The organism is Roseovarius sp. MBR-51, assembly GCF_053628575.1.
Genome location: NZ_JBRJGQ010000007.1, coordinates 153229 through 174107, shown reverse-complemented (window position 1 = coordinate 174107; position 20879 = coordinate 153229). Strand labels below are relative to the sequence as shown.

Below are 20879 nucleotides of genomic sequence, written 5' to 3'. Positions count from 1 at the left end.
GCCCTAGTGATACAACTTTTAGACTTTGACACAACAGTTCACTTTTGGCTAATTTCATACATTGTCTGTACGAAAATGAACAGAAGTGGTCATATGGCACATCTCACTTGGGACGATCTGCAGTTTTTTCTGGCGGTGGCGCGTGAGGGGCAGTTGTCGCGGGCGGCTCGCCAATTGCAAACCAGCCACGTCACTGTCTCGCGCAGAATCGATCGGCTTGAGGCCGGTCTTGATCTGCGCCTGTTCGAGCGCAATCCACGCGGCTATGAACTCACGAGTAACGGGCGACGGTTGGTTGAAACGGCCGAGCGGATGGAGCAGGAGGCCGATCGCCTGTTGCTGGATTTGACCGGAGACATCCGGGCGCAGCGCGGGTTGTTGCGCGTCGCCATGCCAGAGGGATTTGCCAGTTTTTTCAGCGAGAGCCTGCTGCCGCAGTTCATGGACAAATTCCCAAACATCGCGCTGGAGTTGATCACGCTGCCGCAAGTCATGTCCCTGTCGCGCCGCGAGGCTGATCTTTCCGTGACACTCGATCCGACCAAAGCCTCGCCTTATCATTCGGAAAAGATTGTCGATTATGCGCTCCGGGTTTACGGGACACGGCAATATCTGCAGGCCCGGACTGCGATCACCCGGCGCGAGCAGCTGCTTGACCATCCCTTTGCCGGATACATCGAAGACATGATCTTTGCGCGCGGTCTTGATTATTTGGGGGATGTGCATCCCAAGGTTCGCCCCGTGTTCAAGAGTTCGTCGATCTTTAACCAACTGGCCGCCGTGCGCGCGGGTCTATGTCTCTGCGTGCTGCCTTGCTATATCGCGCGGCATTACGACGATTTGGTGCCGGTTCTGCCGTCAGAGATCACGATCCTGCGCAGCTATTGGCTGACCTGTCACCGCGATGTGCGCGCCATGCTGCGCGAACGCGCCGTGATGGAATTCATCAAGACCTCCATGCACAGCCGTCGAAAGGATCTGATCCCGACCATCGGCTGATTTGGTCCTGTTGACCACACGACGCTGTATAGGATTGCAAAAACCATAAGGGACGCCCAAGAGCGCCCCTTTGAAGTCGATGAAGATTGTGGATCGTGAGATCCGAAGCAGAGGGTCAGAGGATTTTCTGACCAGTCTTTTCCCAATCGGCCATAAAGGTCTTGAGCCCCTGATCGGTCAACGGATGCTCTGCCATCTTCTTGATCACGGACGGTGGGGCTGTCATCACGTCAGCGCCGATATAGGCGGCCTGAAAGGCGTGGTTGACGGTGCGGATCGAGGCCGCGAGTATCTGGGTCTCGAACCCGTAATTGTCATAGATCGTGCGGATATCGGCGATCAGTTCCATTCCGTCGAGGTTGATGTCATCGAGCCGCCCGATAAAGGGGGAAATGAACGTGGCCCCCGCCTTGGCCGCCAAGAGCGCCTGATTGGCCGAAAAGCAGAGCGTCACGTTGACCATGTGCCCCTCGCCCGAGAGCACCTTGCACGCCTTGAGACCGTCCCAGGTGAGCGGCACCTTGACGGCGATATTGCCCGCGATGGCGGCAAGTTTGCGCCCCTCGGCGATCATCTCGTCCGCGGTGAGCGCCACAACCTCGGCGCTGACCGGGCCATCGACCATTTCGGCAATCTCTTTGGTCACTTCGAGAATGTCGCGACCGGATTTCAGGATGAGCGACGGGTTGGTGGTGACGCCGTCCACCATCCCAAGGTCATTGAGTTCGGCAATCTGATCGGTTTCGGCGGTATCGACAAAGAATTTCATGGGAGGGCCCTCTGTGGCGGGTTGGGTTTGCTTGCCGAAGCGTTTACCTCATAGGCACGCCCGCCGAAACCCCTCACGCGACAGGAGCCGTCCGTTGACCCAAGCCTTGCCCGACTTCTATCACGAGGGCGAGTTGGTGGCCGTGCTGACGGCGCAGCCATTGGACGGCCCGCTGGACTATCTGGCCCCTGAGGGCGGGGTCATGGCCGGGGCCTTTGTCGAGGTGCCTTTGGGGCCGCGCAAGGTATTGGGCGTGGTCTGGGGACGGGGGCGGGGCGGATTCGACCTCAAGAAGGCGCGCAGCATTTTGCGCGTGCTCGACGTGGCCCCGATGCGGGAGGAAATGCAGGAGTTTCTGCGCCGGGCGGGCGAGTATACGCTGACGCCTTTGCCTGCGATGCTGCGGCTGGCGACGCGCGCGCCGGGGCTGAGCGACCCGCCCTCGATGCAGAAGATTTACCGTCTGGGCGAGGTGGAGCCTGCGCGCCTGACCGATGCGCGGGCGCGGGTTTTGGAGGTCTTGCGCGACCATGGCGGGCTGGGGTTCACACTCAAGGAAGTGAGCGATCTGGCGGGGGTGACACCCTCTGTCGTCAAGGGGTTGGTGGCGCAAGGGGCCGTGCGCGAAGAGGACACGCCGCGCGATACGCCCTTTGCCCAGCTTGATCCAGACCTGCCCGCCAAGGCGCTGACCGAGGATCAGGCAGCGGCGGCGGAGCGGTTGCGCGCGGGGCTGCGCGGGCAGGGCTATGGCACAACCTTGCTGCGCGGTGTGACCGGATCGGGCAAGACGGAAGTGTATCTGGAGGCCGTGGCCGAGGCGCTGCGCCAAGGGGGGCAAGCGCTGGTGCTCTTGCCCGAGATTGCGCTGACCGCCGAATTTCTGACGCGGGTTGAGGCGCGGTTTGGCGCGCGCCCGGCGGAATGGCATTCCGGTGTCACCATGACCGAGCGGCGGCGGGTGTGGAAAATGGTCGGGCAGGGGGGCGCGCAAATGGTGGTGGGCGCAAGGTCTGCGCTTTTCCTGCCGTTTCAGAACCTCGCGCTGATCGTGGTCGATGAGGAACATGACAGTTCCTACAAACAAGAGGACGGCGCGCTCTATCATGCGCGCGATATGGCAGTCTTGCGGGCGAGCCTGTGTGGGGCGCGGGTGGTTCTTGCCTCGGCCACGCCAAGCCTTGAAAGCTGGGCCAATGCCGAAGCCGGAAAGTATGAACGACTGGATCTCGATGCGCGGTTCGGCGCGGCGGTGATGCCGGAACTGGCAGCGATCGACATGCGGGCGGAAACATTGCCGTCGAACCGCTGGATTTCGCCCACGTTGCAGGCGGCGGTCAATGTACGGGTGGCGGCGGGGGAACAGGCGCTCTTGTTCCTCAACCGACGCGGCTATGCGCCGACCACGATCTGCCGCGCCTGTGGGCATCAGATCGGATGCCCGCAGTGCGATGCGCGGATGGTCGAGCATCGGTTTCAAAGGCGGTTGATGTGCCATCAATGCGGTGAGAGTGCCGCCATGCCCGAGGCCTGCCCGTCCTGCGGTGTGGCGGGCAAACTGGCGGCGGTCGGGCCGGGGGTGGAGCGGCTGGCGGAAGAGGCGGCGGCGCTGTTCCCGCAGGCGCGGATCGCGGTGCTGTCGTCGGATTTGTTCGGGTCTGCACGCGCGTTGAAAGAGCAGATCGTCGAGATTGCCCAAGGGGCGGCTGACATCATCATCGGCACGCAACTGGTTGCAAAAGGACATAACTTTCCGCTGCTGACGCTGGTGGGGGTGATTGATGCCGATCTGGGATTGCAAGGGTCTGACCTGCGCGCCGCCGAGCGGACGTTTCAATTGATGCGGCAGGTGGCGGGGCGTGCGGGGCGGGCCGAGCGGGCGGGGCGCGCGCTCTTGCAGACGTTCCAGCCCGAGCATCCCGTAATACGGGCAATTCTGGCGGGCGATGAAGAGGGGTTCTGGCGCGCCGAGGCCGAGGGGCGCAGGCAGGCGGGCGTGCCGCCCTATGGCCGGATGGCCGGGATCATCCTGTCGTCGCCCGACATGCAGGCGGTGTTCGATCTGGGCGAGGCGCTGGCGCGGCGCGATGGGCCTATTCGGGCGGTGGGGGCGCAGGTCTTTGGCCCGGCACCGGCACCGATTGCCCGTATCCGAGGACGGCACCGGGTGCGCCTGCTGGTCAAGGCCCCGAAGGGGGCGGCGTTGCAGGCGGCGGTGTCCGAGTGGATCGCGCAGGTGCGGTTGCCCGCGCAAATGCGCCTCACGGTCGATATTGATCCGCAGAGTTTTTATTGAAGGGGACCATGGCGCAGCCTCTCGCCAAGGCGGCGACTTGGGCGTAAAGGGAAAATATGAGACCGCAATTCCCTCTGGGCAGAGCACAAGAGCTGCCATTCTGGCGCAGGCCTGTCACGCTGCTGTTCCTGATGGCCGCCGCGATGCCGGTGGCCTTTGCCACATGGTCGGCGCTGCTCAATAACTTTGTGATCGAGGTGGCGGGGTTCAACGGCTCTGATATCGGCTGGTTGCATACGGTGCGGGAAATTCCGGGGTTTCTGGCCATCGGGGTGATCGCGCTCATCCTCTTCATGCATGAGCAGGTTCTGGCGCTGGTCTCTTTGCTGCTCTTGGGGGTGGCGACCGCGATCACGGCGCATTTCCCGAGTCTGGGCGGGATTCTGATGATCACCATGCTCAGTTCCATCGGGTTTCACTATTTCGAGACCGTGAACCAATCGCTGCAATTGCAATGGCTGGACAAGCTGCGCGCGCCGCAGATGCTGGGCTGGCTGATGGCGGGCGGGTCGGCGGCGACGCTGGTGGCCTATGTGCTCATTGTGCTGACGTGGCAGGCCTTTGATCTGAGTTACAATTTCGTCTATCTCGTCTCGGGCGGGTTCACGGCGCTGGTGGCGGTGTTCTGCCTGATTGCCTATCCCCGGTTCGAGGCCCCCAATCCGCAGCTCAAGAAGATGGTGCTGCGGCGGCGTTACTGGCTCTATTATGCGCTGCAATTCATGGCCGGGGCGCGGCGGCAAATTTTCATCGTCTTTGCTGGCTTCATGATGGTCGAGAAATTCGGCTTTGACGTGCATGAGGTGACAGCGCTCTTTCTCATCAACCTTGTGGTCAACATGATTTTCGCGCCCCTGATGGGCAAGGCCGTGTTTCATTTTGGCGAGCGCAGGACGCTGCTGTTTGAATACGCTGGGCTGGCGATTGTGTTTCTGGCCTATGGCGGCATTTACTTCTTTGGCTGGGGCGTGGTGCTGGCGGCGACGCTCTATGTGATCGACCATATCCTGTTTTCGCTGGCTCTGGCGCTCAAGACCTATTTCCAGAAAATCGCCGATCCCGGCGATATTGCGCCCACCGCCGCCGTTGCCTTTACCATCAACCATATCGCGGCGGTGTTCCTGCCTGCGGCGCTGGGCTATTTGTGGCTGGTGTCGCCGGCGGCGGTGTTCGTAGGGGCGGCGGGCATGGCGGGGGTGTCATTCGGCCTTGCGCTGTTGATCCCGCGCCATCCGGAGCCGGGCAATGAGACGATCTTTGCGCGCTTTGTTCCCGCCCCCGCCGAGTGATCCCGTTCTCCCGAAAAGGAAACTGCATGCCGACCTTTACCGCCCTCACGACCCTGCCCGGACGCGCCAATGCCGAGGCGCTGGCCGAAGCCTTGGAGCATCTGGAGCCGGAACCGACCGGCATCGGATCATTCGAGATGGAGGACGGATCGGGCCTGTGGGAGATTGGCGCCTATTTCGAGGCCACCCCCGATGACGTGGCGCTGGCGCTTTTGGCCAAGGTGCACGGGGCAAAGCCTTTTGTCATCTCCGAGTTGCCAGAGGTGGATTGGGTGGCCAAGGTACGCCGCGATTTGACTCCGGTCGTTGCGGGGCGGTTTTTTGTCTATGGCAGCCATGATGCCGACAAGGTGCCCGAGGATTGCGAGCCGCTATTGATCGAAGCGGCGATGGCCTTTGGCACCGGACACCATGGCACGACGCAGGGCTGTCTCAAGGCGCTGGACCGGCTGGCCAACGCGGGTTTTGTCGGGCGCTCTGTGCTGGATCTGGGATGCGGCACGGCAGTTTTGGCGATGGCTGCGGCGCGGATTTGGCCGGGTGTCATGCTGGCCAGCGACATCGACGCGGTGGCGGTTGACGTGGCAAACGCCAATGTCACGGCAAACGCCCTTGAAGGCCGGGTCGAGTGTATCGAGGCCGAGGGGCTTGAGCATCCGCGCTTGAGCGCGGCAGCCCCCTATGACTTGGTGTTTGCCAATATCCTAAAGGGGCCGCTGATCCTGCTGGCACCGGGCATCACGGCGGCGCTGACCCCCGGGGGCAAGGTGATTCTCTCGGGTATTTTGAACGAACAGGCCGATGAGGTATGCGACGTTTACTGCGCGATTGGAAACAGTCTTGAGCATCGCGAAGAGATTGGTGACTGGACGACGCTGACCCTATCTAAAAGTCTATGAAAATGCGTCAGAATTAGGGCTAGCCAGAGGGCCTGCCTTTCTTTCGCCACATTTCGGGCATACCTTTTTCCTTATCGCGGTGGGGGTCGTGATAACGGGATGTCTCGATATGAGTGACGCATTTCAAGAGTTCGACGCGCGCCTCAAGACTATTGGCCGCAAGCGGACAAAATTAGCGCGGGGCTATGTCAGCAAGGTCGGCAAGGACGGGCTGATTATTTTTCGCCCCAAACGTCGAAACTCCGGCATTCCGGTGCGCGGGCTGCTCTATATGCTGCTGGGGTTCATGTTCTTTAAGGCCGTGATCATCGCGCATCTCGGGCTGCCTCTCTACGGAGACCGCCTGTCACAACTTTCCCAAGGCAGCGTCGTCGAGCAAGTCGGGTCCGTTGTGATGCGCGCCGATCCCCTGAGCCTGACACTCGCGTCCTATCTGCGTCCGATCCTGCACTGAGGTTGCTCTGAGCGGTCTACAGTCGGCTCCGAAATGTAAAAAGCCCGCGCTGGTGATACCGGCGCGGGCTTTTTCATGGGTAGCGACGGAGGGTCAGACCTGACGCGCAACCAGATCAATGTCGCCACGGCTCAGACCGATATCGTCAAGTTCGCGGTCCGACAGGCGAGACAGTGCAGCGCGGGTGGCGCGACGCTCGTTCCATGCGGCAAGAACCGAAAATGCGCGGGAAAAGACTGCGCCGAAGCCGGCGTTTGTGGTGTGGGAGCGGGTGCTATCAAGAGCGGCCATGATTTTATTCCTGTGAATTGAGGGGACAGAGCATGTCTGTTTCTGAGTGGCAGGTAGTCCGGCAATTCCGTTCTCACAAGGCGAGTTTATTGCATAGTTCTTATGCGTTTTATGCATGGGTATAACTACGGGTAATCCTATTGTTTTTAAACGATTTTATAGTTCATCTGGATGACGCTACGTCCCAAATAGAGACAATTCTGCAACGCAATGATGCCAAATCGGGCAGTTTGTGAACACGCATTCCGCTTGGTGCCTGTTCCCGTTTCGTGCTAATGCTGAAAAAAAGCGAAAAGGCAGGGCAGAGACATGCGGGTATTGGGCATTGATCCCGGGTTGCGAAACCTCGGCTGGGGCGTGATCGAGGTCGAGGGCAGCAGGCTGAGCCATGTGGCCAACGGCATCTGCCATTCGAGTGGTCCGGACCTCGCGGCGCGGCTCTTGTCGCTCTATGAACAACTCACCGATATTCTGCACCGATTTGATCCGCAGGCGGCAGCGGTCGAGCAGACCTTTGTCAACAAGGACGGGGCGGGCACGCTGAAACTGGGTCAGGCGCGGGGCATTGCCCTGTTGGTGCCCGCGCAATACGGGCTGACGGTTGGGGAATATTCGCCCAATACGGTCAAGAAAACGGTGGTGGGCGTGGGCCATGCCGCCAAGGAGCAGGTGGCGCATATGGTCAAGGTGCAACTGCCCGGTGTCGTGCTGGCCGGGCCGGATGCAGCGGATGCGCTGGCGATTGCGATCTGTCACGCGCATCACGCGCGGTCCTCTGACATGCTGGCGCGGGCGGTGGCGAGGGCCAGCGCATGATTGGGCGGGTTGCCGGGCGGATTGATTACCGCGGCACGGATCATGTGCTGATCGACGTGCGCGGGGTGGGCTATCTCGTTTATTGCTCGGAGCGGACGCTCTCGGCGCTGCCGGGGGTTGGGGGGATGGCCGCGCTCTATACGGATCTGCTGGTGCGCGAGGATCTCTTGCAGCTTTTCGGCTTTCCAACCCTGGTGGAAAAGGAATGGCACCGCTTGTTGATGAGCGTGCAGGGGGTGGGGGCCAAGGCCTCGCTCGCCATTTTGGGGGCGCTTGGGCCAGAGGGCGTGGGGCGCGCGATTGCGATTGGGGATTGGAATTCGGTCACGGCGGCCAAGGGCATCGGGGCCAAGACCGCGCAGCGCGTGGTCAACGAGTTGAAGGACAAGGCGCCGTTGGTCATGGCGATGGGGGCGGCACCGCCCCCAGCCCCGCCTGCGCCCGACACGGGCGAGGTGATCGAAACTGTGCTGGTGGCCGCACCCGCCACGGTCCCCCCCGGCCCCGGTGCACAGGCCGAGGCACTGTCGGCGCTGACCAATCTGGGCTATTCCCCCGGCGAGGCGGCAGGGGCCGTGGCGCAGGTGGCGGGCGAGATGCCCGAGGGCACGACATCGGATCTGATCCGCGCCGCCCTGCGGCGGCTGGCGCCGAAAGGGTAAATCATGGCTGAACCAGACCCGACATTGCGCGGCGCGGCCTTGCCCGAGGATCAGGACCGGAGCCTGCGGCCACAGGCGCTGTCGGAGTTCATCGGCCAAAAGGAAGCGCGGGCCAATCTGGCGGTCTTTATCCAATCCGCCCGGCAACGCGGTGATGCGATGGATCACACGCTCTTTCACGGCCCCCCCGGTCTGGGCAAGACGACGCTGGCGCAGATCATGGCGCGGGAATTGGGGGTGGGGTTTCGCATGACCTCTGGTCCGGTGCTGGCCAAGGCCGGGGACCTCGCGGCGATCCTCACCAATCTGGAGCGCAATGATGTGCTCTTTATTGACGAAATCCATCGCCTCAACCCGGCGGTGGAAGAGGTGCTCTATCCGGCGATGGAGGATTTCGAGCTTGATCTGGTGATCGGCGAGGGGCCGGCGGCGCGCACCGTGCGGATCGAGTTGCAGCCCTTCACGCTGGTGGGGGCGACGACGCGGTTGGGCCTCTTGACCACGCCGTTGCGCGACCGCTTCGGTATTCCCACGCGGCTGCAATTCTACGAGATCGACGAGTTGCACGAGATCGTGACGCGCAACGCAAAGCTCTTGAACATCCCCACCGATACCGACGGCGCACGCGAGATTGCCCGCCGTGCGCGCGGCACGCCGCGCATTGCCGGGCGTTTGCTGCGCCGGGTGGTGGATTTCGCGGTGGTTGAGGGCGGTGGCGTGATCAGCCGTGCGCTGGCGGACAGTTCGCTCACCCGGCTGGGGGTGGATCATCTGGGGCTCGATGGTGCCGACCGGCGCTATCTGCGCCTGATTGCCGAGGCCTATCAGGGCGGGCCGGTGGGGATCGAGACCATCAGTGCGGCGCTGAGTGAGAGCCGCGATGCGCTGGAAGAGGTGATCGAGCCGTTTCTCCTGCAACAGGGCCTGATCCAACGCACCCCGCGCGGGCGGATGCTGGCGCAGGGCGGCTGGGCGCATCTGGGGCTGGCCGCACCGGGGCCGAAAGGGCAGAGTGATCTATTCGAGAGTGGCAAATGATGTCCGGGGAGAGCGGAGACATGGGGACGGTGCATCGCGGCGCGGGGGATTGGCGGTCGGGGAAAGTTGCTTGGTAATGAACGTGGTGCCGTTTTTCGTGAGAGCGAGGTATTCATGAAGAGACTTATGACACTCGAGCGATCAATTGAGGCGCATCAAAATGGCTAATCGGACCTTGGTGCGTTTTTTGAGTGTAACCGTTTTCATGATTATCTCGTACACGCACTTGGGGCTTGCCCAAGGCGTAGATCTATCGGACAGGGACTCAGATTTTCAGTATCGGATACAGCGCCCTGCAGGGGTACTGTTGAAAAATTGTCTGCAAAACTATTCCGACCTTCCCTGTAAATATTCCGCCTATGCATACGTTTCTCGCGCTGGTGGCCAACAGATTTCAGATCTGGAAATGCTCCAGAATATACTCCCTCCTATAAGAGATTTTCCCATTCCTTTAAGGAATAAAATTCTGCCGCAATATGAACAGGCAACATCGTACTGCACGCAACTGGATCAAGCTGTGTTGCTGCGAAGCCTTACCTTTTCCAAGGATCGAAAGTACGTATCCGTCAGTATTGTGCCCGAAGAAATTGAACATTGCTTTTCCGGTTATGATCGAAGCTCTGCAAAATTGCCGAGAAACTACCTTCTGATGGATGATGAGAAGATTTTTGCCCATGTGGAGTGTTCTACGCTTGACGCCGTTCCCAATCCGACATGTCAGCTTACGGCCTATCCGAGTTCTGGAAATTTTCGGATCGAGATTGGCCCTTTCGCCAAGAGAAACCTGCGTAATCTCATTTTGAACGCGCAGTCGATCATTCAGGAGTTCATCGACGAGGTGCCGATTGAATTCCCGGATGAATTTGTCTGGACGCAACCACGTAGGGCAGTTCTTATTTCCGAAACTGCAGAAATTGCCATTTCCCTCTCGGAGGAAAAATTGAAATGATAGAGTCGTCTGACTGATGACCATCGACTACACGAGAGACGAGGTGATTGTGCCGTAGGTCTTGCACCGGGGCCGAAAGGGCAGAGTGATCTCTTCGAGGGGTAAGGCGCGGTTGGTGATGTCGGAGTTGAGTGTTTTCAGAACGATGAAAGGCAAGGTGTGCCTGGATTGCAGGGGCTTGGCATGAGCGACACCCTGACACCTGACGAGATTGCGGCGCTATTTACCCGTGCGGATGGGGAATTTCTCTTTGCCCGCTGGGGGCGGCCCATTGTGCCGGTGGTGTTCGGCACGGATGACGCGACCCTGAGCGTGGTCAAGGGCGCGCTCGAGGCGGTTGTGGCTTTGGCCGGGCATCAGATGGCCGAAACCGACCCGGAGCTGGGCGCGAACCTCATGCTCTTTTTCTTTCGCGACTGGCAGGAATTGCCGGAGGTTCCGGGGCTGGATCGGCTGATCCCGGATCTTGGCCCGCTGGTGGCAAAGCTGGAGGTGGCGGAGGCCAATCAATACCGGATTTTCCGCTTTGATCCGGCGGGGGCCATTCGGGCCTGCTTTGTGTTCCTGCGCATGGACGCGCATCTGAGTGCGGTGCCCGCCGAGACATTGGCGCTGAGCCAGATTGTGCAGAGCATGCTGGTGTGGTCGGACCGGGCGTTTCAGGACCGCTCGACGCTGGCTACGCTGCCGGGTGGCGCTGTGGTGCTGCGCCCCGAGATTGGGGCGCTGATCCGGGCCGGGTATGATCCAGTTTTGCCGCCGGTCAGTCAGGACGCAAGCCATGCGCTGCGGCTGGCGGCGCGGATTGGTCACGCGGGCGCGCACTGAGCCTGCAAAGGCGGCAGCCGGGTGGAAACGTCTTGACCGAATCTGCCAGAATAGCCTTAGTACCCCCATTATCTGGGGAAGTTTGTATGAGAAGCGCTATTTGTGGGGCTGTGTTGCTGGTCGCCGGAGCGTTGGGCGGGCAGGCAGAGGCGCAGGGCTGCGGGGGCAGCTATGTGGTCCAGACCGGCGAAACGCTGTCGATGATCGCAGAACGCTACTATCAGGATGCGGGCAAGTGGACGGTGATCCAATCGGCCAATCTGGATAAGATCGGCAATGACCCCAACACGGTCCGGGCCGGGATGCGATTGCACCTGCGCTGTATCAATGGCCTGCCCGTCGGATTGGACGCATCGACCTTTGTGACGGCAAAGCCCCAAAAAGCAACCTCTGCGGCTTGGGCGGTCGCCCCCGACATGGCGTCCGGGCAGGACAGGATCACTATTCTCACTGGCAGCGATCTGTGGCCCTTTGCCGACAAGTCCCTGCCTGAAGGGGGTATGCTGACAGAGGTCGTGCGCGCGGCGATGGAGGCGGCACAGCCCGCGCAGGGCTTTGCCATCCACTGGATAGATGACTGGTCCGCGCATCAGGACCCCCTCCTGTCCAATCGGCTCCTCGATATTGGTTTTCCCTGGCCCAAGCCGGATTGCACCGCGGCCCCAGAGGTCTACGGCTGTGTCAACCTGCTGTTCTCTGACCCGATGTTCGAGGTGCTGATCCTGCTCTTTGTGGACAGAACGCGCCCCATCGCCTTTCACTCAGCGGCGGATTTTCAGGGCAAGACGCTGTGTCAGCCTGCTGGCCTTGATACTGCCCTCTTCGAACATCAGGGGCGCAACTGGTTGCGGGCGGGAGTGATCACGCTCACGACACCGGCAACGGCGGAGGCCTGCCTGAGCATGCTGGTGGAGGGGACGGTTGACGGTGTGGTCCTCAACGAGTTTCAGGGTCGGCGCAAGGTCAAGGACTTGGGGCTGGAGGACCGCGTCATGGTGGCCGATGGTCAGCCGATCTCGGTCGATGGTGCCCATATGGTCGTGCATAAATCGCATCCCGATGGCCAAGCGCTGCTTGCCGTGTTCAACAGAGGTCTGGAAGAAATCCGGACCAACGGCACCTATCAACAGATCATTGAGGCCCATATGACCCGCGTCTGGGCGGGGCTCTGAGGGATGCAGGACTGGGGTGCAGGCTGGGTTCTGGCGTTGGGCCTGATACTGCCGGGCGGCGCGCAGGCGCTCTGCGATGTGACATATCGCGTGCAGCCGGGCGATACGCTGGCCTCGATTGCCACTGTGCATTACGAGGATGCCGAGCAATGGGCGCTGATCTATTACGCCAATCAGGCCGGGCTGGCAGGGCAGGGTCAGGCGCTGGTGGCAGGGAGCGAGGTCTATATTCCCTGTCCGGCGCAGAACCCGGAGCCGGACGCCACGCCGCTCTTGCAGCGCGGCGCGGAATTGACCTTGCTCACCGCCGGGGGGGATGCGCCCTTTGTTGATCAGGACTGGCCGGGTGGGGGCATGGTCACGGAATTGGTCAATGCCGCGCTGGAACTGAGCCCCTCGCCCGTGCCCTATGAAATCGTGTGGGAGCCGGAGCGCAGCCAGACTCCGGAGCCGCTTTTGGGGCAGACGCGCTATGATATGGGCTTTCCTTGGATCAAGCCCGATTGCAACCTGACGCCGGATGCAACGCTCTGCACCGCGTTTCATTTTTCCGAGCCCGTGATGGATTTGCCGGTGATGCTGTTCCGGCGCGCCGACAGCGATTTTCGCTATTCCGAGGATGCCGATATTCTGGGCAAGCGGCTCTGCCGTCCGGCGGGGCGCTTTACCCATGATCTTGACCGGGCGGACCGGCGGTGGCTGGCGGAAGGCAAGATCAGCCTGACCCAGCCCGGCAGCCCCGAGGAATGCTTTGCGCTCTTGATGGCGGGGGCGGTCGATGCCGTCAGCCTCGATGTGTTCGAGGGCGCGGCCAAAATCGTGGCCATGGGCCTGCGCGGGCAGGTGGTGCCGGTGGATCAACCGCTCTCGCGTGAGGCGCTCCATGCGGTGATTTCCAAGACCCATTGGCGCGGCACGACGCATCTCTACCGGCTCAATGCGGGACTGGCCAAGCTGCGCGAGAGCGGGCGCTATGGCGAGATTGTCCAGCGGCATCTGGCGCTCTTTTGGGAGGCGCTGAAATAGCCGGATGCGCTGTGTCTCTTGGCTGGTGGGGCGATTTGAGTATTTGCAGACCGATGAAAGGCGGGGTCAGAGGCCTTCGAAGGTGCAGAGCGTATGGACCTCCATGCCCATGTCGGTCAGCCGCTTGTGGCCGCCCAAGTCGGGCAGATCGACGACAAAGGCGCAGCCGGTGATGATCCCGCCCAGCCGTTCGAGGAGCCGAATGCCCGCCGCCGCCGTGCCGCCCGTGGCCAACAGGTCATCGACCAAGAGCACGCGCTCGCCGGGCTGGATGGCGTCATCATGGATTTCGACCACCGCCTCGCCATATTCGAGCTGATACTCCTCTGAGATCACCGCGCCGGGCAGTTTGCCCTTTTTGCGGATCGGCACGAAACCCACGGACAATTGGTGCGCGATGGCACCGCCGAGGATGAAGCCGCGCGCCTCAAGCCCTGCCACCTTGTCGATCGGCTGGCCTGCATAGGGATGCAGCATCTGGTCGATGGCCATGCGAAAGCCGCGCGGATCGGCAAAGAGCGTGGTCACATCGCGAAAGAGAATACCCTCATGCGGGAAATCGACGATGGTGCGGATATAGTCGCGGACGGTTTTAATCGGTGGCATGGTGTGGCTCCGGCTGGCTGCGGCAGGGTTGTGGCGCAGGGCGCGCGTGGGCGCAAGCGCTCAGTGCGTGGTGCGATACTGGGCGATGACCTCGGTCAGGGTGCCGATGGCCCAGAGGGTGAGGCCAAAGACCACGATGCAGAGGAGGAAATTGAGCGCGGATTGGGCCAGCCGCGCCAGCCGCCCCTCAGGGTTACCAAGAAAGGCAATCTCGGGCCGCAAGAGAAAGCGCGAGGCGATATAGCCAAAGAGCAGCGCCGAGAGGATCCAATAGATCGCGAGGATGATCGGCTGATGATTGGTGCGCGCCAGATAGCTGGCAAAGCCCACCACCAGAACCCAGCGGATGACCTGAAATATCTCATCGGTGAGCGCCTCGAACCGGCGCCCCATGGCGTAGCGCCACTGTTGATTGGTGAGTTTGTCGATGAAATGGCTCATGCGCCTGTTGTGGGCGCGGCGCGCGCGGGCGTCCAGTGGTGTGACAGCCCGCGCGCGAAGAGTTGAGCAGGTGCGATCAGCCCAGCACCCGCCCCGCCACCGCATCGAGCCGCGCCATCAGCGCCGGGTCGCGTTTCTCGGGGGCGGTCAGCAGCGCATAATCGAGCGCACGGTCGCAGCCATGCGGGCAAGGCGCGCGGTCGGCCCCCAGAAGGGCGGGCAGGCGGCGGACCATGTTGCGCCCCTTCTCGGCATTGCCGGTGAGGGTGGCGATGATGGCGGTGATATCGACAGCGCCGTGATCCGGATGCCAGCTATCGTAATCGGTGATCATGGCGACGCAGGCATAGCAGAGTTCCGCCTCGCGGGCGAGTTTGGCCTCGGGCATGCCGGTCATGCCGATCACGTCGCAGCCCCAGACGGTGCGGTAGAGCTTCGACTCGGCCAGCGTCGAGAATTGTGGGCCTTCCATGGCAAGATAGGTGCCGCCGCGATGCACGGGGATGCCCGCCGCTTCCGCTGCTGCCGCACAAGCCTCTGAGAGGCGGGGACAGGTGGGATGCGCCACGCTGACATGGGCCACGCAGCCGGGGCCGAAAAAGGATTTCTCGCGCGCAAAGGTGCGGTCGATATATTGATCGACAAGGACGAAATCGCCCGGTGCCATATCTTCGCGGAACGAGCCGCAGGCCGAGACAGAGATCACATCCGTGACACCCAGACGTTTGAGCGCGTCGATATTGGCACGGTAGGGGACGGAAGAGGGGCTATGCACATGACCGCGCCCGTGACGGGGCAGAAAGGCAATCGGCACCCCGTCGAGCGTGCCGGTGAGGATCGCATCCGAGGGCGCGCCCCAAGGGGTTTCCACCGTGCGCCATTCAGCCCCTTGCAGCCCGTCAATCTCGTAGAGCCCGGAACCGCCGATCACCCCGATCATGGTCTGTGTCATGTGCTGCTGTCCTGTCTGATGCCTCTTGGGGTCATGGTTACGACGGTTCGCGGCAAATGAAAATGCCCGCGCGGTCCGTGATCCGCGCGGGCGTGCCTGCCTGTCATCCCCGGCAAGCAGGCGCTATGGCAGCGGGCGTTAGCCCAGCATCGCCACGACCTCTTCGGTGCTCCAGACGGCGTTGGCCATGTAGCGGAAGTTGATCAGGGCGGCGAGATAACCATCCCCTTCCGGCAGCATGGCGGCGGCGGTGGCATCCTTGATCACCGCGACCTCGAATCCCTGTTCCAGCAATTCGCGCATATGGCTCTCGGTGCAGAGATTGGCGGACATGCCGGCGAGGATCACCTGATCGACGCCTTGTTTGCGCAGTTGCAGGGCAAGGTCGTTATGCTCTGGCCCGTAGAGTTTATGAGGCGAGGTGACGATGGTTTTGCCGTCATTGATATAGGGTTTGTAGAGATCGAGGAAATCGGCACCCGAGCCTTCGAAGCCTTCAAGCGACAGTGGGTCCTTGCGGTCGAACATGCCGATCTTGTGCATCAGCTTTTCGAGCGCGCCTTCGAATTTCCAGCCATGATCGGTGGGGTAGTAGTAATGCGGCGACACCGCGACCGTAATGCCCGCCGCCTTGGCCGCCTTGAACAGGCTCTCGATATTGGCGACGGTGTTGTTGCGCTCGACACTGGCGCCAACGACGCCCCAAGTGACGCCATTGGGGCTGAGAAAATCGTTTTGCGGGTCGGTAACCACAAGGGCGACACGGGCGAGGTCGATTTTCATGTCGCTGGGCGGCAGCGCCGGTTCTGCAGGCTCCGCGTAGGGATTGTCCTGCGCCTGAGCGCCGGTGGCGGCAAGGCCGGTTGCGGCGGCGGCAAGGGCCACGGTGCCGGTCAGCGCCTGACGGCGGGTGAGGGTCTTATCGTGGTTGTGATCGGGGCAATTGCACATGGTCTCTCTCCTGAGTGATGTGTGAGTGCCTTGACTGTGACAGGGTCAATGTGCCTTTGCGTCCCGAATGCGGGGCGTCGTATCTTATTTTCGTGCCAATACCGCCGAGGCGTGGCACTATTTGTCTATGCCTGTCCCTGAGCACATGACAGCGGCCCATGACCGCATCCTGAGCGAGCTGGATATTCAGCCCGAACCCTTCGCGCTCTGTGCGTTGGAGGGGATGTGCAGCCTTGGGTTGGGGCGGGTTCCGGGGGCGACACTGCATTATGTCCTGAGCGGCGAGGGGCATCTGAGCCTTCAGGATCACGCCGCGATTCTCCTTGCTCCGGGGCGGATGGTGCTGGTGCCGTCCTGTGCGCGCCATTCGCTCAGTCATAATGGCACGGGGGCGACAGGCCTGCCCGAGTGTCGACCTGCCGGGCTCGATCTCGAAGAACATGTCGCACGAGGCGAGGGCGAGGGCACGATGGTGGTGCTTTGTGCGCGGCTGCATCTGGGCTTGCGCGGCACACATGGTCTGATTGATCTGATGCGCGCGCCACTGACCCTTGATCTGACGACGACGCCGGGCGCGGCCCGCGCGATGGAGACGCTGATGAGCGAGGTCACGCAAGAGCGCCCCGGTGGCCGGGCCATGGTGCGGGTGCTGCTCTTGCAATGCGTGATCGAGATGCTGCGCGGACGGCTCGAGGCGGGCGATCCGGCGGTGCTCTGGCTGGGCGCGCTGGCCGATCCGGGGCTGTGGCGGGCGCTCTGTGCGATGCTCGAAGATCCCGGCGCCCCCCATGCGCTCGAGAGCCTCGCCGAGGCGGCGGGCATGAGCCGGTCGCGCTTTGCCGAGCGGTTTCAGGCGACCTATGGACAGGGTCCGATGGGGTTTCTCCGGGCGCTGCGTCTGGCGCGGGCCGCACAGCTCTTGGTCGATCAACGTGTGCCGGTCAAGCGGGTGGCGCAGATGGTGGGATTCGCCAGCCGCAGCGCCTTTACCCGTGCCTTTGTCGAGGCATGGGGGCAGTCGCCGCGCGCCTTTCGGCTGGGACAGGACAGGTGATCAGGCGGCGGACCGGGCGCAGAAGGTGACCGTGTTTCGGCCCTGTGCCTTGGCCGCATAGAGCGCGCGATCCGCCTCTTCCAGCAGTTGCCCGACGGGCGGAGCGGCCCGGCGAGGGGAGGGATTGGCCATTGTGACACCAATCGACACGGTCACATGCAGCGTAGCTTTGTGCCCCGAGAGGGTGATCGGGGTCTGAGCGATCATGGCGCAGAGCCGGTCGGCGGTGTGTTGGGCGCGCAGGCGGGTGGTTGCAGGCACCACGATCAGAAACTCCTCGCCGCCAATACGGGCGAGCATGTCGCCCTCGCGCAGATGCGCCCGAAGATGGCGCGTCACTTCGCAGAGCACCCGGTCGCCTGCCGCATGACCGTATCGGTCATTGACCTGTTTGAAAAAGTCGAGATCGGCGACCATCACGGCAAAGCTCTCGCCGGTGCTCTGGCTCGTTTCTATCAACCGTTGCAGGAAGGGTATGGCGAACCGGCGGTTGTGCGCGCCTGTGAGCGGGTCAATCATCGCCGCCTTTAGCCCATCGCGTAACGCCGCCCGAAGCCGTTCTGCACGCCGCTTGCGCCGCAGTTGCGTGGAGATGCGCAGGATCAGTTCTTCGTGATCCGACTGGCCATTGATGACGTCATCCGCCCCCATATCCAACAGCGTCACTGCAAGGGAGTCTGTCTCGGCATCCAAGAGGGCGATAACCGGGCTGCAACGGGTGCGTTGCGCCGTCTTCAATTCCGCCAACAGGCGTAACCCTTCTTCTGAGTCGACAGCGGCGATGCGCAGCAAGTAAATATCGGCAGACGACTGCATCCCTGAAAGGGGCGGCGCGTGATCCATGTCGATTATGCTGGTGCCGTGGATCGAGCGCCCTGCGAGACAGCTTTGCAGGGCAAGTGCCTCGGTGCGTGATCTTGAGATGATGCCAATGCGTCCTGGAAGATCGAAACCGGCATGCGCCTCGGCAAATCCAAAGGCCTGTGCGGTGCCAATCTGGCCGCTGAGCTCCAATTCGCTGTGATGTTGCCGCAAGAGGTTGCGCAATCGTGCCAAAAGCAACGCCTCGGACACCGGTTTTATCAGAATGTCATCCGCCCCGGCACAGAGTGCGGCACGGCGTTCCGTCTGACAGATGCCGGGTTGCAATAGCATGAGCGGAATGCCCCGCACCGCGTCGGAGCGGCGCAGCGCGGTCACGAACTCTGCCGCCGTGACATCGGCAAGACGGGCATTGGCGAGGATGAGATCAGGACGGTCCCGGACCGCAAACGTCATGCCCTCTTTGGCCGAAGAAGCCTGTAAAACCTCATAATGCGCAGCGCAAAGCCTGACGTTCAACTCGATCCGATTTGTCGCAAGATCGTCGACGATCAGAATTCTACCTGACATGGACGTAGCGCCTTTGCTCTTGCCCTTTACGATTGGTTCACTATCCATGGCAGAGGTTAAGAAAACCTTTCCAGAAATTAACCGGGATGACGATGCAGCAGGAAACCGCCGAAACAATCGCGTTGCAGGCTCTCAGCTGGCTGGCTGGTCAGGACGATCTGTTGCCTGTGTTTCTGGGGGCGACGGGGGCCTCGCAGGACGATATTCGGGCTCGCGCAACAGAGCCGGAGTTTTTGGGCGCAGTGCTGGATTTCCTGATGATGGATGACGCCTGGGTTGTTGGCTTCTGCGATGCGCAGGGGTTGAAATACGAGACGCCGATGATGGCGCGCGCGGCGCTGCCGGGCGGCGCGCAGATGAGCTGGACATGAGCCGCGCTGATGGCGTCCTCTTCGACAAGGACGGCACCTTGTTTGATTTCCACGCCACCTGGAGCGTCTGGGCGCATGGGGTGATCTCCGATCTTGCAACGGGCGATCCCGCTGTCATGGAGCGGATCGCCCATGAGGCACATTACGACTTGGGGGCGCGGCGGTTTCGCCCCACCAGCCCAATCATCGCGTGCACCAACCGGCAAGCCGCCGAATGTCTGGGCCGCGCCCTGCCAGACCGCACGATTGACGAGATCGAGGATCATCTGAGGCTGAGTGCGGCCACCGCCCCCCTGGCCTCGGCGGTGCCGCTGGCCCCTTATCTTGAGGGGCTCTCGGCGCGGGGACTCCGGCTTGGGGTGATGACCAATGACACCGAATACGGCGCGCGCGCGCATTTGACTGCGGCAGGTGTGCTGGCGCATTTCGATTTCATTGCCGGGTTTGATTCCGGTTATGGGGCCAAGCCCGCGCCGGGGCCGCTCTTGGCCTTTTCTCGCGCTATGGGCTTGGACCCTGCCCGCGTCGTCATGGTGGGTGACAGCACCCATGACCTGATGGCGGGGCGCGCGGCGGGGATGCAATGCGTGGGCGTGCTGACCGGCACGGCAAGCCGCGCCGATCTGGAAACGCTCGCCGATATCGTGTTGCCCGACATCGGCCATATCCCGGCTTGGCTGACCGCATGAGGCAACACCCCCTGTTCGGGCTGGCGCTGGCGACGTTCGGCGCGCTGATGCTCACGCCCGATGCGCTTTTCATGCGTTGGTCGGGCATGGGCGGCTATCAGATGGTCGGCTGGCGCGGCTTGCTGATGGGGCTGGTCTTCCTGATCCTCTGGGGTCTGACGTCCAAGCACCGGTTGCGTGACCTGGGCGTTCTGGTGAGCGGTTACGGGATTGGCATCGTGGTCTGCCAATATGCCAATGCGACGCTCTTCAGCCTTGGCATCGCCAATGCGCCGGTCGCTGTCGTGCTCTGTGCCGTGGCGACCGTGCCGGTGTTCGCGGCCCTCTTTGCCCGGCTCATCATCGGAGAGCCGACGCGCACCGCCACATGGATCACCATTGTCGTCGTCATGGCGGGCATCGCGCTCGCTGTCTTTGGCGGCGGGCATGGCGATGTGACGCTGGACCGCGCCGCGCTCTGGGGGGCGCTCGCAGGATTGGGCGTGGCGATGGTGCTGGCGCTCAATTTCGTGATCCTCCGGGCACAGCCACAAATCCCGATCCTCTTGGTGATCGGGTTGGGCGCGGTGCTGGCAGGCACCTCCGGTGTGATCGTGACCGGGCCTGCAATGATGCTGCAGGGCGAGGTCTGGGCGATTGCGATCTGCGGCCTCGTGATCCTGCCGGTGTCGTTCTTTTCGCTGTCGCTTGCCTCACGCTACACCCATGCCTCGAATGTGAGCCTGTTGCTCCTTCTTGAAACGGTGCTGGGACCGCTCTGGGTCTGGCTGGGCACGGGCGAGGGGCCGACACCCATGATGCTGGCGGGGGGTGTGATCGTGGTGGTCACGCTGGCGATCTACCTCTGGCAGACCGGGCGGCGGCGCATGGCGCAGCAAACGTGATGCGCAAAAAACAAAAACGACAGCATAAGTCGCAAAGCGGCATGTGACGCA

At 62.1% G+C, this 20879-nt stretch carries 23 protein-coding genes; 16 read left to right on the top strand and 7 right to left on the bottom strand.

Annotated features, from left to right (window positions below; all coding sequences use genetic code 11):
- The first annotated feature begins 93 nt into the window (after positions 1 to 93).
- Positions 94 to 999, top strand: coding sequence for a LysR family transcriptional regulator (locus ACSSVY_RS12125; protein WP_454269804.1), 906 nt, complete (start codon positions 94 to 96; stop codon positions 997 to 999).
- A 115-nt stretch (positions 1000 to 1114) separates the two neighbouring features.
- Here ACSSVY_RS12125 and fsa read toward each other — a convergent pair whose 3' ends face one another.
- Entirely contained in the window at positions 1115 to 1768 is a 654-nt protein-coding gene (gene fsa / locus ACSSVY_RS12120) for a fructose-6-phosphate aldolase (protein WP_009819313.1), read from the bottom strand.
- A gap of 94 nt (positions 1769 to 1862) precedes the next feature.
- Between fsa and ACSSVY_RS12115 the strand changes: the two genes are divergently transcribed.
- The 4 genes from ACSSVY_RS12115 to ACSSVY_RS12100 all read left to right on the top strand — a co-directional run bounded on the left by ACSSVY_RS12115 (position 1863) and on the right by ACSSVY_RS12100 (position 6706).
- Positions 1863 to 4064 (top strand): primosomal protein N', encoded by a 2202-nt coding sequence (locus tag ACSSVY_RS12115; protein ID WP_454269803.1) that lies wholly within the window; start codon positions 1863 to 1865, stop codon positions 4062 to 4064.
- Positions 4065 to 4120: 56 nt separating this feature from the next.
- Entirely contained in the window at positions 4121 to 5353 is a 1233-nt protein-coding gene (locus ACSSVY_RS12110) for an MFS transporter (RefSeq protein WP_454269802.1), read from the top strand.
- Between the two features lie 26 nt (positions 5354 to 5379).
- The gene (locus tag ACSSVY_RS12105; protein WP_454269801.1) at positions 5380 to 6252 is read left to right on the top strand and encodes a 50S ribosomal protein L11 methyltransferase; all 873 of its coding nucleotides are present in this window, start codon (positions 5380 to 5382) and stop codon (positions 6250 to 6252) included.
- A gap of 109 nt (positions 6253 to 6361) precedes the next feature.
- The gene (locus ACSSVY_RS12100) at positions 6362 to 6706 is read left to right on the top strand and encodes a hypothetical protein (protein ID WP_454269800.1); all 345 of its coding nucleotides are present in this window, start codon (positions 6362 to 6364) and stop codon (positions 6704 to 6706) included.
- Between the two features lie 93 nt (positions 6707 to 6799).
- On the opposite strand, the gene ACSSVY_RS12095 is transcribed toward ACSSVY_RS12100, so the two are convergent.
- A complete protein-coding gene (locus tag ACSSVY_RS12095) occupies positions 6800 to 6997 on the bottom strand; it encodes a DUF1127 domain-containing protein (protein ID WP_045683437.1) in 198 nt (65 codons plus the stop codon).
- Between the two features lie 309 nt (positions 6998 to 7306).
- On the opposite strand from ACSSVY_RS12095, the gene ruvC reads away from it, so the two are divergent.
- The 7 genes from ruvC to ACSSVY_RS12060 all read left to right on the top strand — a co-directional run bounded on the left by ruvC (position 7307) and on the right by ACSSVY_RS12060 (position 13488).
- Entirely contained in the window at positions 7307 to 7813 is a 507-nt protein-coding gene (gene ruvC, locus ACSSVY_RS12090) for a crossover junction endodeoxyribonuclease RuvC (protein ID WP_296633108.1), read from the top strand.
- Positions 7810 to 8475, top strand: a complete 666-nt coding sequence (gene ruvA, locus ACSSVY_RS12085) for a Holliday junction branch migration protein RuvA (RefSeq protein ID WP_454269799.1) — start codon at positions 7810 to 7812, stop codon at positions 8473 to 8475. Before ruvC ends, ruvA begins: the two co-directional genes overlap by 4 nt.
- 3 nt (positions 8476 to 8478) lie before the next feature.
- The gene (gene ruvB, locus ACSSVY_RS12080; RefSeq protein WP_454269798.1) at positions 8479 to 9513 is read left to right on the top strand and encodes a Holliday junction branch migration DNA helicase RuvB; all 1035 of its coding nucleotides are present in this window, start codon (positions 8479 to 8481) and stop codon (positions 9511 to 9513) included.
- Between the two features lie 160 nt (positions 9514 to 9673).
- Positions 9674 to 10462 carry a hypothetical protein gene (locus ACSSVY_RS12075; protein WP_454269797.1) on the top strand — a complete coding sequence of 263 codons (789 nt, stop codon included), beginning with the start codon at positions 9674 to 9676 and terminating at the stop codon, positions 10460 to 10462.
- A 183-nt stretch (positions 10463 to 10645) separates the two neighbouring features.
- Entirely contained in the window at positions 10646 to 11290 is a 645-nt protein-coding gene (locus tag ACSSVY_RS12070; protein ID WP_454269796.1) for a hypothetical protein, read from the top strand.
- Between the two features lie 86 nt (positions 11291 to 11376).
- Complete coding sequence (locus ACSSVY_RS12065; RefSeq protein WP_454269795.1) at positions 11377 to 12462, top strand: LysM peptidoglycan-binding domain-containing protein; 1086 nt, start codon at positions 11377 to 11379, stop codon at positions 12460 to 12462.
- Positions 12463 to 12465: 3 nt separating this feature from the next.
- Positions 12466 to 13488, top strand: a complete 1023-nt coding sequence (locus tag ACSSVY_RS12060) for an ABC transporter substrate-binding protein (protein ID WP_454269794.1) — start codon at positions 12466 to 12468, stop codon at positions 13486 to 13488.
- A gap of 66 nt (positions 13489 to 13554) precedes the next feature.
- Here the strand turns inward: ACSSVY_RS12060 and ACSSVY_RS12055 are convergent, their stop codons facing one another.
- From ACSSVY_RS12055 to ACSSVY_RS12040, 4 genes are all read right to left on the bottom strand, one after another.
- Positions 13555 to 14094, bottom strand: coding sequence for an adenine phosphoribosyltransferase (locus tag ACSSVY_RS12055; protein ID WP_454269793.1), 540 nt, complete (start codon positions 14092 to 14094; stop codon positions 13555 to 13557).
- Positions 14095 to 14154: 60 nt separating this feature from the next.
- Positions 14155 to 14535 (bottom strand): hypothetical protein, encoded by a 381-nt coding sequence (locus ACSSVY_RS12050; RefSeq protein ID WP_454269792.1) that lies wholly within the window; start codon positions 14533 to 14535, stop codon positions 14155 to 14157.
- Between the two features lie 76 nt (positions 14536 to 14611).
- Positions 14612 to 15487 (bottom strand): S-methyl-5'-thioadenosine phosphorylase, encoded by an 876-nt coding sequence (locus ACSSVY_RS12045; protein WP_454269791.1) that lies wholly within the window; start codon positions 15485 to 15487, stop codon positions 14612 to 14614.
- A gap of 138 nt (positions 15488 to 15625) precedes the next feature.
- Entirely contained in the window at positions 15626 to 16438 is an 813-nt protein-coding gene (locus ACSSVY_RS12040) for a cysteine hydrolase (RefSeq protein ID WP_454269790.1), read from the bottom strand.
- Positions 16439 to 16505: 67 nt separating this feature from the next.
- Here ACSSVY_RS12040 and ACSSVY_RS12035 point away from each other — a divergent pair, with 67 nt between their 5' ends.
- On the top strand, positions 16506 to 17492 hold the full coding sequence (locus ACSSVY_RS12035) for an AraC family transcriptional regulator (RefSeq protein ID WP_454269789.1): 987 nt from the start codon (positions 16506 to 16508) through the stop codon (positions 17490 to 17492).
- On the opposite strand, the gene ACSSVY_RS12030 is transcribed toward ACSSVY_RS12035, so the two are convergent.
- Positions 17493 to 18884 (bottom strand): diguanylate cyclase, encoded by a 1392-nt coding sequence (locus ACSSVY_RS12030; RefSeq protein WP_454269788.1) that lies wholly within the window; start codon positions 18882 to 18884, stop codon positions 17493 to 17495.
- Positions 18885 to 18970: 86 nt separating this feature from the next.
- Here ACSSVY_RS12030 and ACSSVY_RS12025 point away from each other — a divergent pair, with 86 nt between their 5' ends.
- From ACSSVY_RS12025 to ACSSVY_RS12015, 3 genes are read left to right on the top strand one after another with little or no spacing between them, the layout of a single operon-like run.
- On the top strand, positions 18971 to 19255 hold the full coding sequence (locus ACSSVY_RS12025) for a DUF3572 domain-containing protein (RefSeq protein ID WP_454269787.1): 285 nt from the start codon (positions 18971 to 18973) through the stop codon (positions 19253 to 19255).
- Complete coding sequence (locus ACSSVY_RS12020; protein ID WP_454269786.1) at positions 19252 to 19944, top strand: HAD family hydrolase; 693 nt, start codon at positions 19252 to 19254, stop codon at positions 19942 to 19944. The genes ACSSVY_RS12025 and ACSSVY_RS12020 overlap by 4 nt, the downstream gene beginning before the upstream one ends.
- A complete protein-coding gene (locus tag ACSSVY_RS12015) occupies positions 19941 to 20828 on the top strand; it encodes a DMT family transporter (protein ID WP_454269785.1) in 888 nt (295 codons plus the stop codon). The genes ACSSVY_RS12020 and ACSSVY_RS12015 overlap by 4 nt, the downstream gene beginning before the upstream one ends.
- The last annotated feature ends 51 nt before the right edge of the window (positions 20829 to 20879 follow it).

What these genes read in the sequence shown, in the direction of transcription:
- ACSSVY_RS12125 (WP_454269804.1), top strand. Translation starts at nt 94, where the DNA reads ATGGCACATCTCACTTGGGACGATCTGCAGTTTTTTCTGGCGGTGGCG.
- fsa (WP_009819313.1), bottom strand. Translation starts at nt 1,768, where the DNA reads ATGAAATTCTTTGTCGATACCGCCGAAACCGATCAGATTGCCGAACTC.
- ACSSVY_RS12110 (WP_454269802.1), top strand. Translation starts at nt 4,121, where the DNA reads ATGAGACCGCAATTCCCTCTGGGCAGAGCACAAGAGCTGCCATTCTGG.
- ACSSVY_RS12105 (WP_454269801.1), top strand. Translation starts at nt 5,380, where the DNA reads ATGCCGACCTTTACCGCCCTCACGACCCTGCCCGGACGCGCCAATGCC.
- ACSSVY_RS12100 (WP_454269800.1), top strand. Translation starts at nt 6,362, where the DNA reads ATGAGTGACGCATTTCAAGAGTTCGACGCGCGCCTCAAGACTATTGGC.
- ACSSVY_RS12095 (WP_045683437.1), bottom strand. Translation starts at nt 6,997, where the DNA reads ATGGCCGCTCTTGATAGCACCCGCTCCCACACCACAAACGCCGGCTTC.
- ruvC (WP_296633108.1), top strand. Translation starts at nt 7,307, where the DNA reads ATGCGGGTATTGGGCATTGATCCCGGGTTGCGAAACCTCGGCTGGGGC.
- ruvA (WP_454269799.1), top strand. Translation starts at nt 7,810, where the DNA reads ATGATTGGGCGGGTTGCCGGGCGGATTGATTACCGCGGCACGGATCAT.
- ruvB (WP_454269798.1), top strand. Translation starts at nt 8,479, where the DNA reads ATGGCTGAACCAGACCCGACATTGCGCGGCGCGGCCTTGCCCGAGGAT.
- ACSSVY_RS12075 (WP_454269797.1), top strand. Translation starts at nt 9,674, where the DNA reads ATGGCTAATCGGACCTTGGTGCGTTTTTTGAGTGTAACCGTTTTCATG.
- ACSSVY_RS12070 (WP_454269796.1), top strand. Translation starts at nt 10,646, where the DNA reads ATGAGCGACACCCTGACACCTGACGAGATTGCGGCGCTATTTACCCGT.
- ACSSVY_RS12065 (WP_454269795.1), top strand. Translation starts at nt 11,377, where the DNA reads ATGAGAAGCGCTATTTGTGGGGCTGTGTTGCTGGTCGCCGGAGCGTTG.
- ACSSVY_RS12060 (WP_454269794.1), top strand. Translation starts at nt 12,466, where the DNA reads ATGCAGGACTGGGGTGCAGGCTGGGTTCTGGCGTTGGGCCTGATACTG.
- ACSSVY_RS12055 (WP_454269793.1), bottom strand. Translation starts at nt 14,094, where the DNA reads ATGCCACCGATTAAAACCGTCCGCGACTATATCCGCACCATCGTCGAT.
- ACSSVY_RS12050 (WP_454269792.1), bottom strand. Translation starts at nt 14,535, where the DNA reads ATGAGCCATTTCATCGACAAACTCACCAATCAACAGTGGCGCTACGCC.
- ACSSVY_RS12045 (WP_454269791.1), bottom strand. Translation starts at nt 15,487, where the DNA reads ATGACACAGACCATGATCGGGGTGATCGGCGGTTCCGGGCTCTACGAG.
- ACSSVY_RS12040 (WP_454269790.1), bottom strand. Translation starts at nt 16,438, where the DNA reads ATGTGCAATTGCCCCGATCACAACCACGATAAGACCCTCACCCGCCGT.
- ACSSVY_RS12035 (WP_454269789.1), top strand. Translation starts at nt 16,506, where the DNA reads ATGCGGGGCGTCGTATCTTATTTTCGTGCCAATACCGCCGAGGCGTGG.
- ACSSVY_RS12030 (WP_454269788.1), bottom strand. Translation starts at nt 18,884, where the DNA reads ATGTCAGGTAGAATTCTGATCGTCGACGATCTTGCGACAAATCGGATC.
- ACSSVY_RS12025 (WP_454269787.1), top strand. Translation starts at nt 18,971, where the DNA reads ATGACGATGCAGCAGGAAACCGCCGAAACAATCGCGTTGCAGGCTCTC.
- ACSSVY_RS12020 (WP_454269786.1), top strand. Translation starts at nt 19,252, where the DNA reads ATGAGCCGCGCTGATGGCGTCCTCTTCGACAAGGACGGCACCTTGTTT.
- ACSSVY_RS12015 (WP_454269785.1), top strand. Translation starts at nt 19,941, where the DNA reads ATGAGGCAACACCCCCTGTTCGGGCTGGCGCTGGCGACGTTCGGCGCG.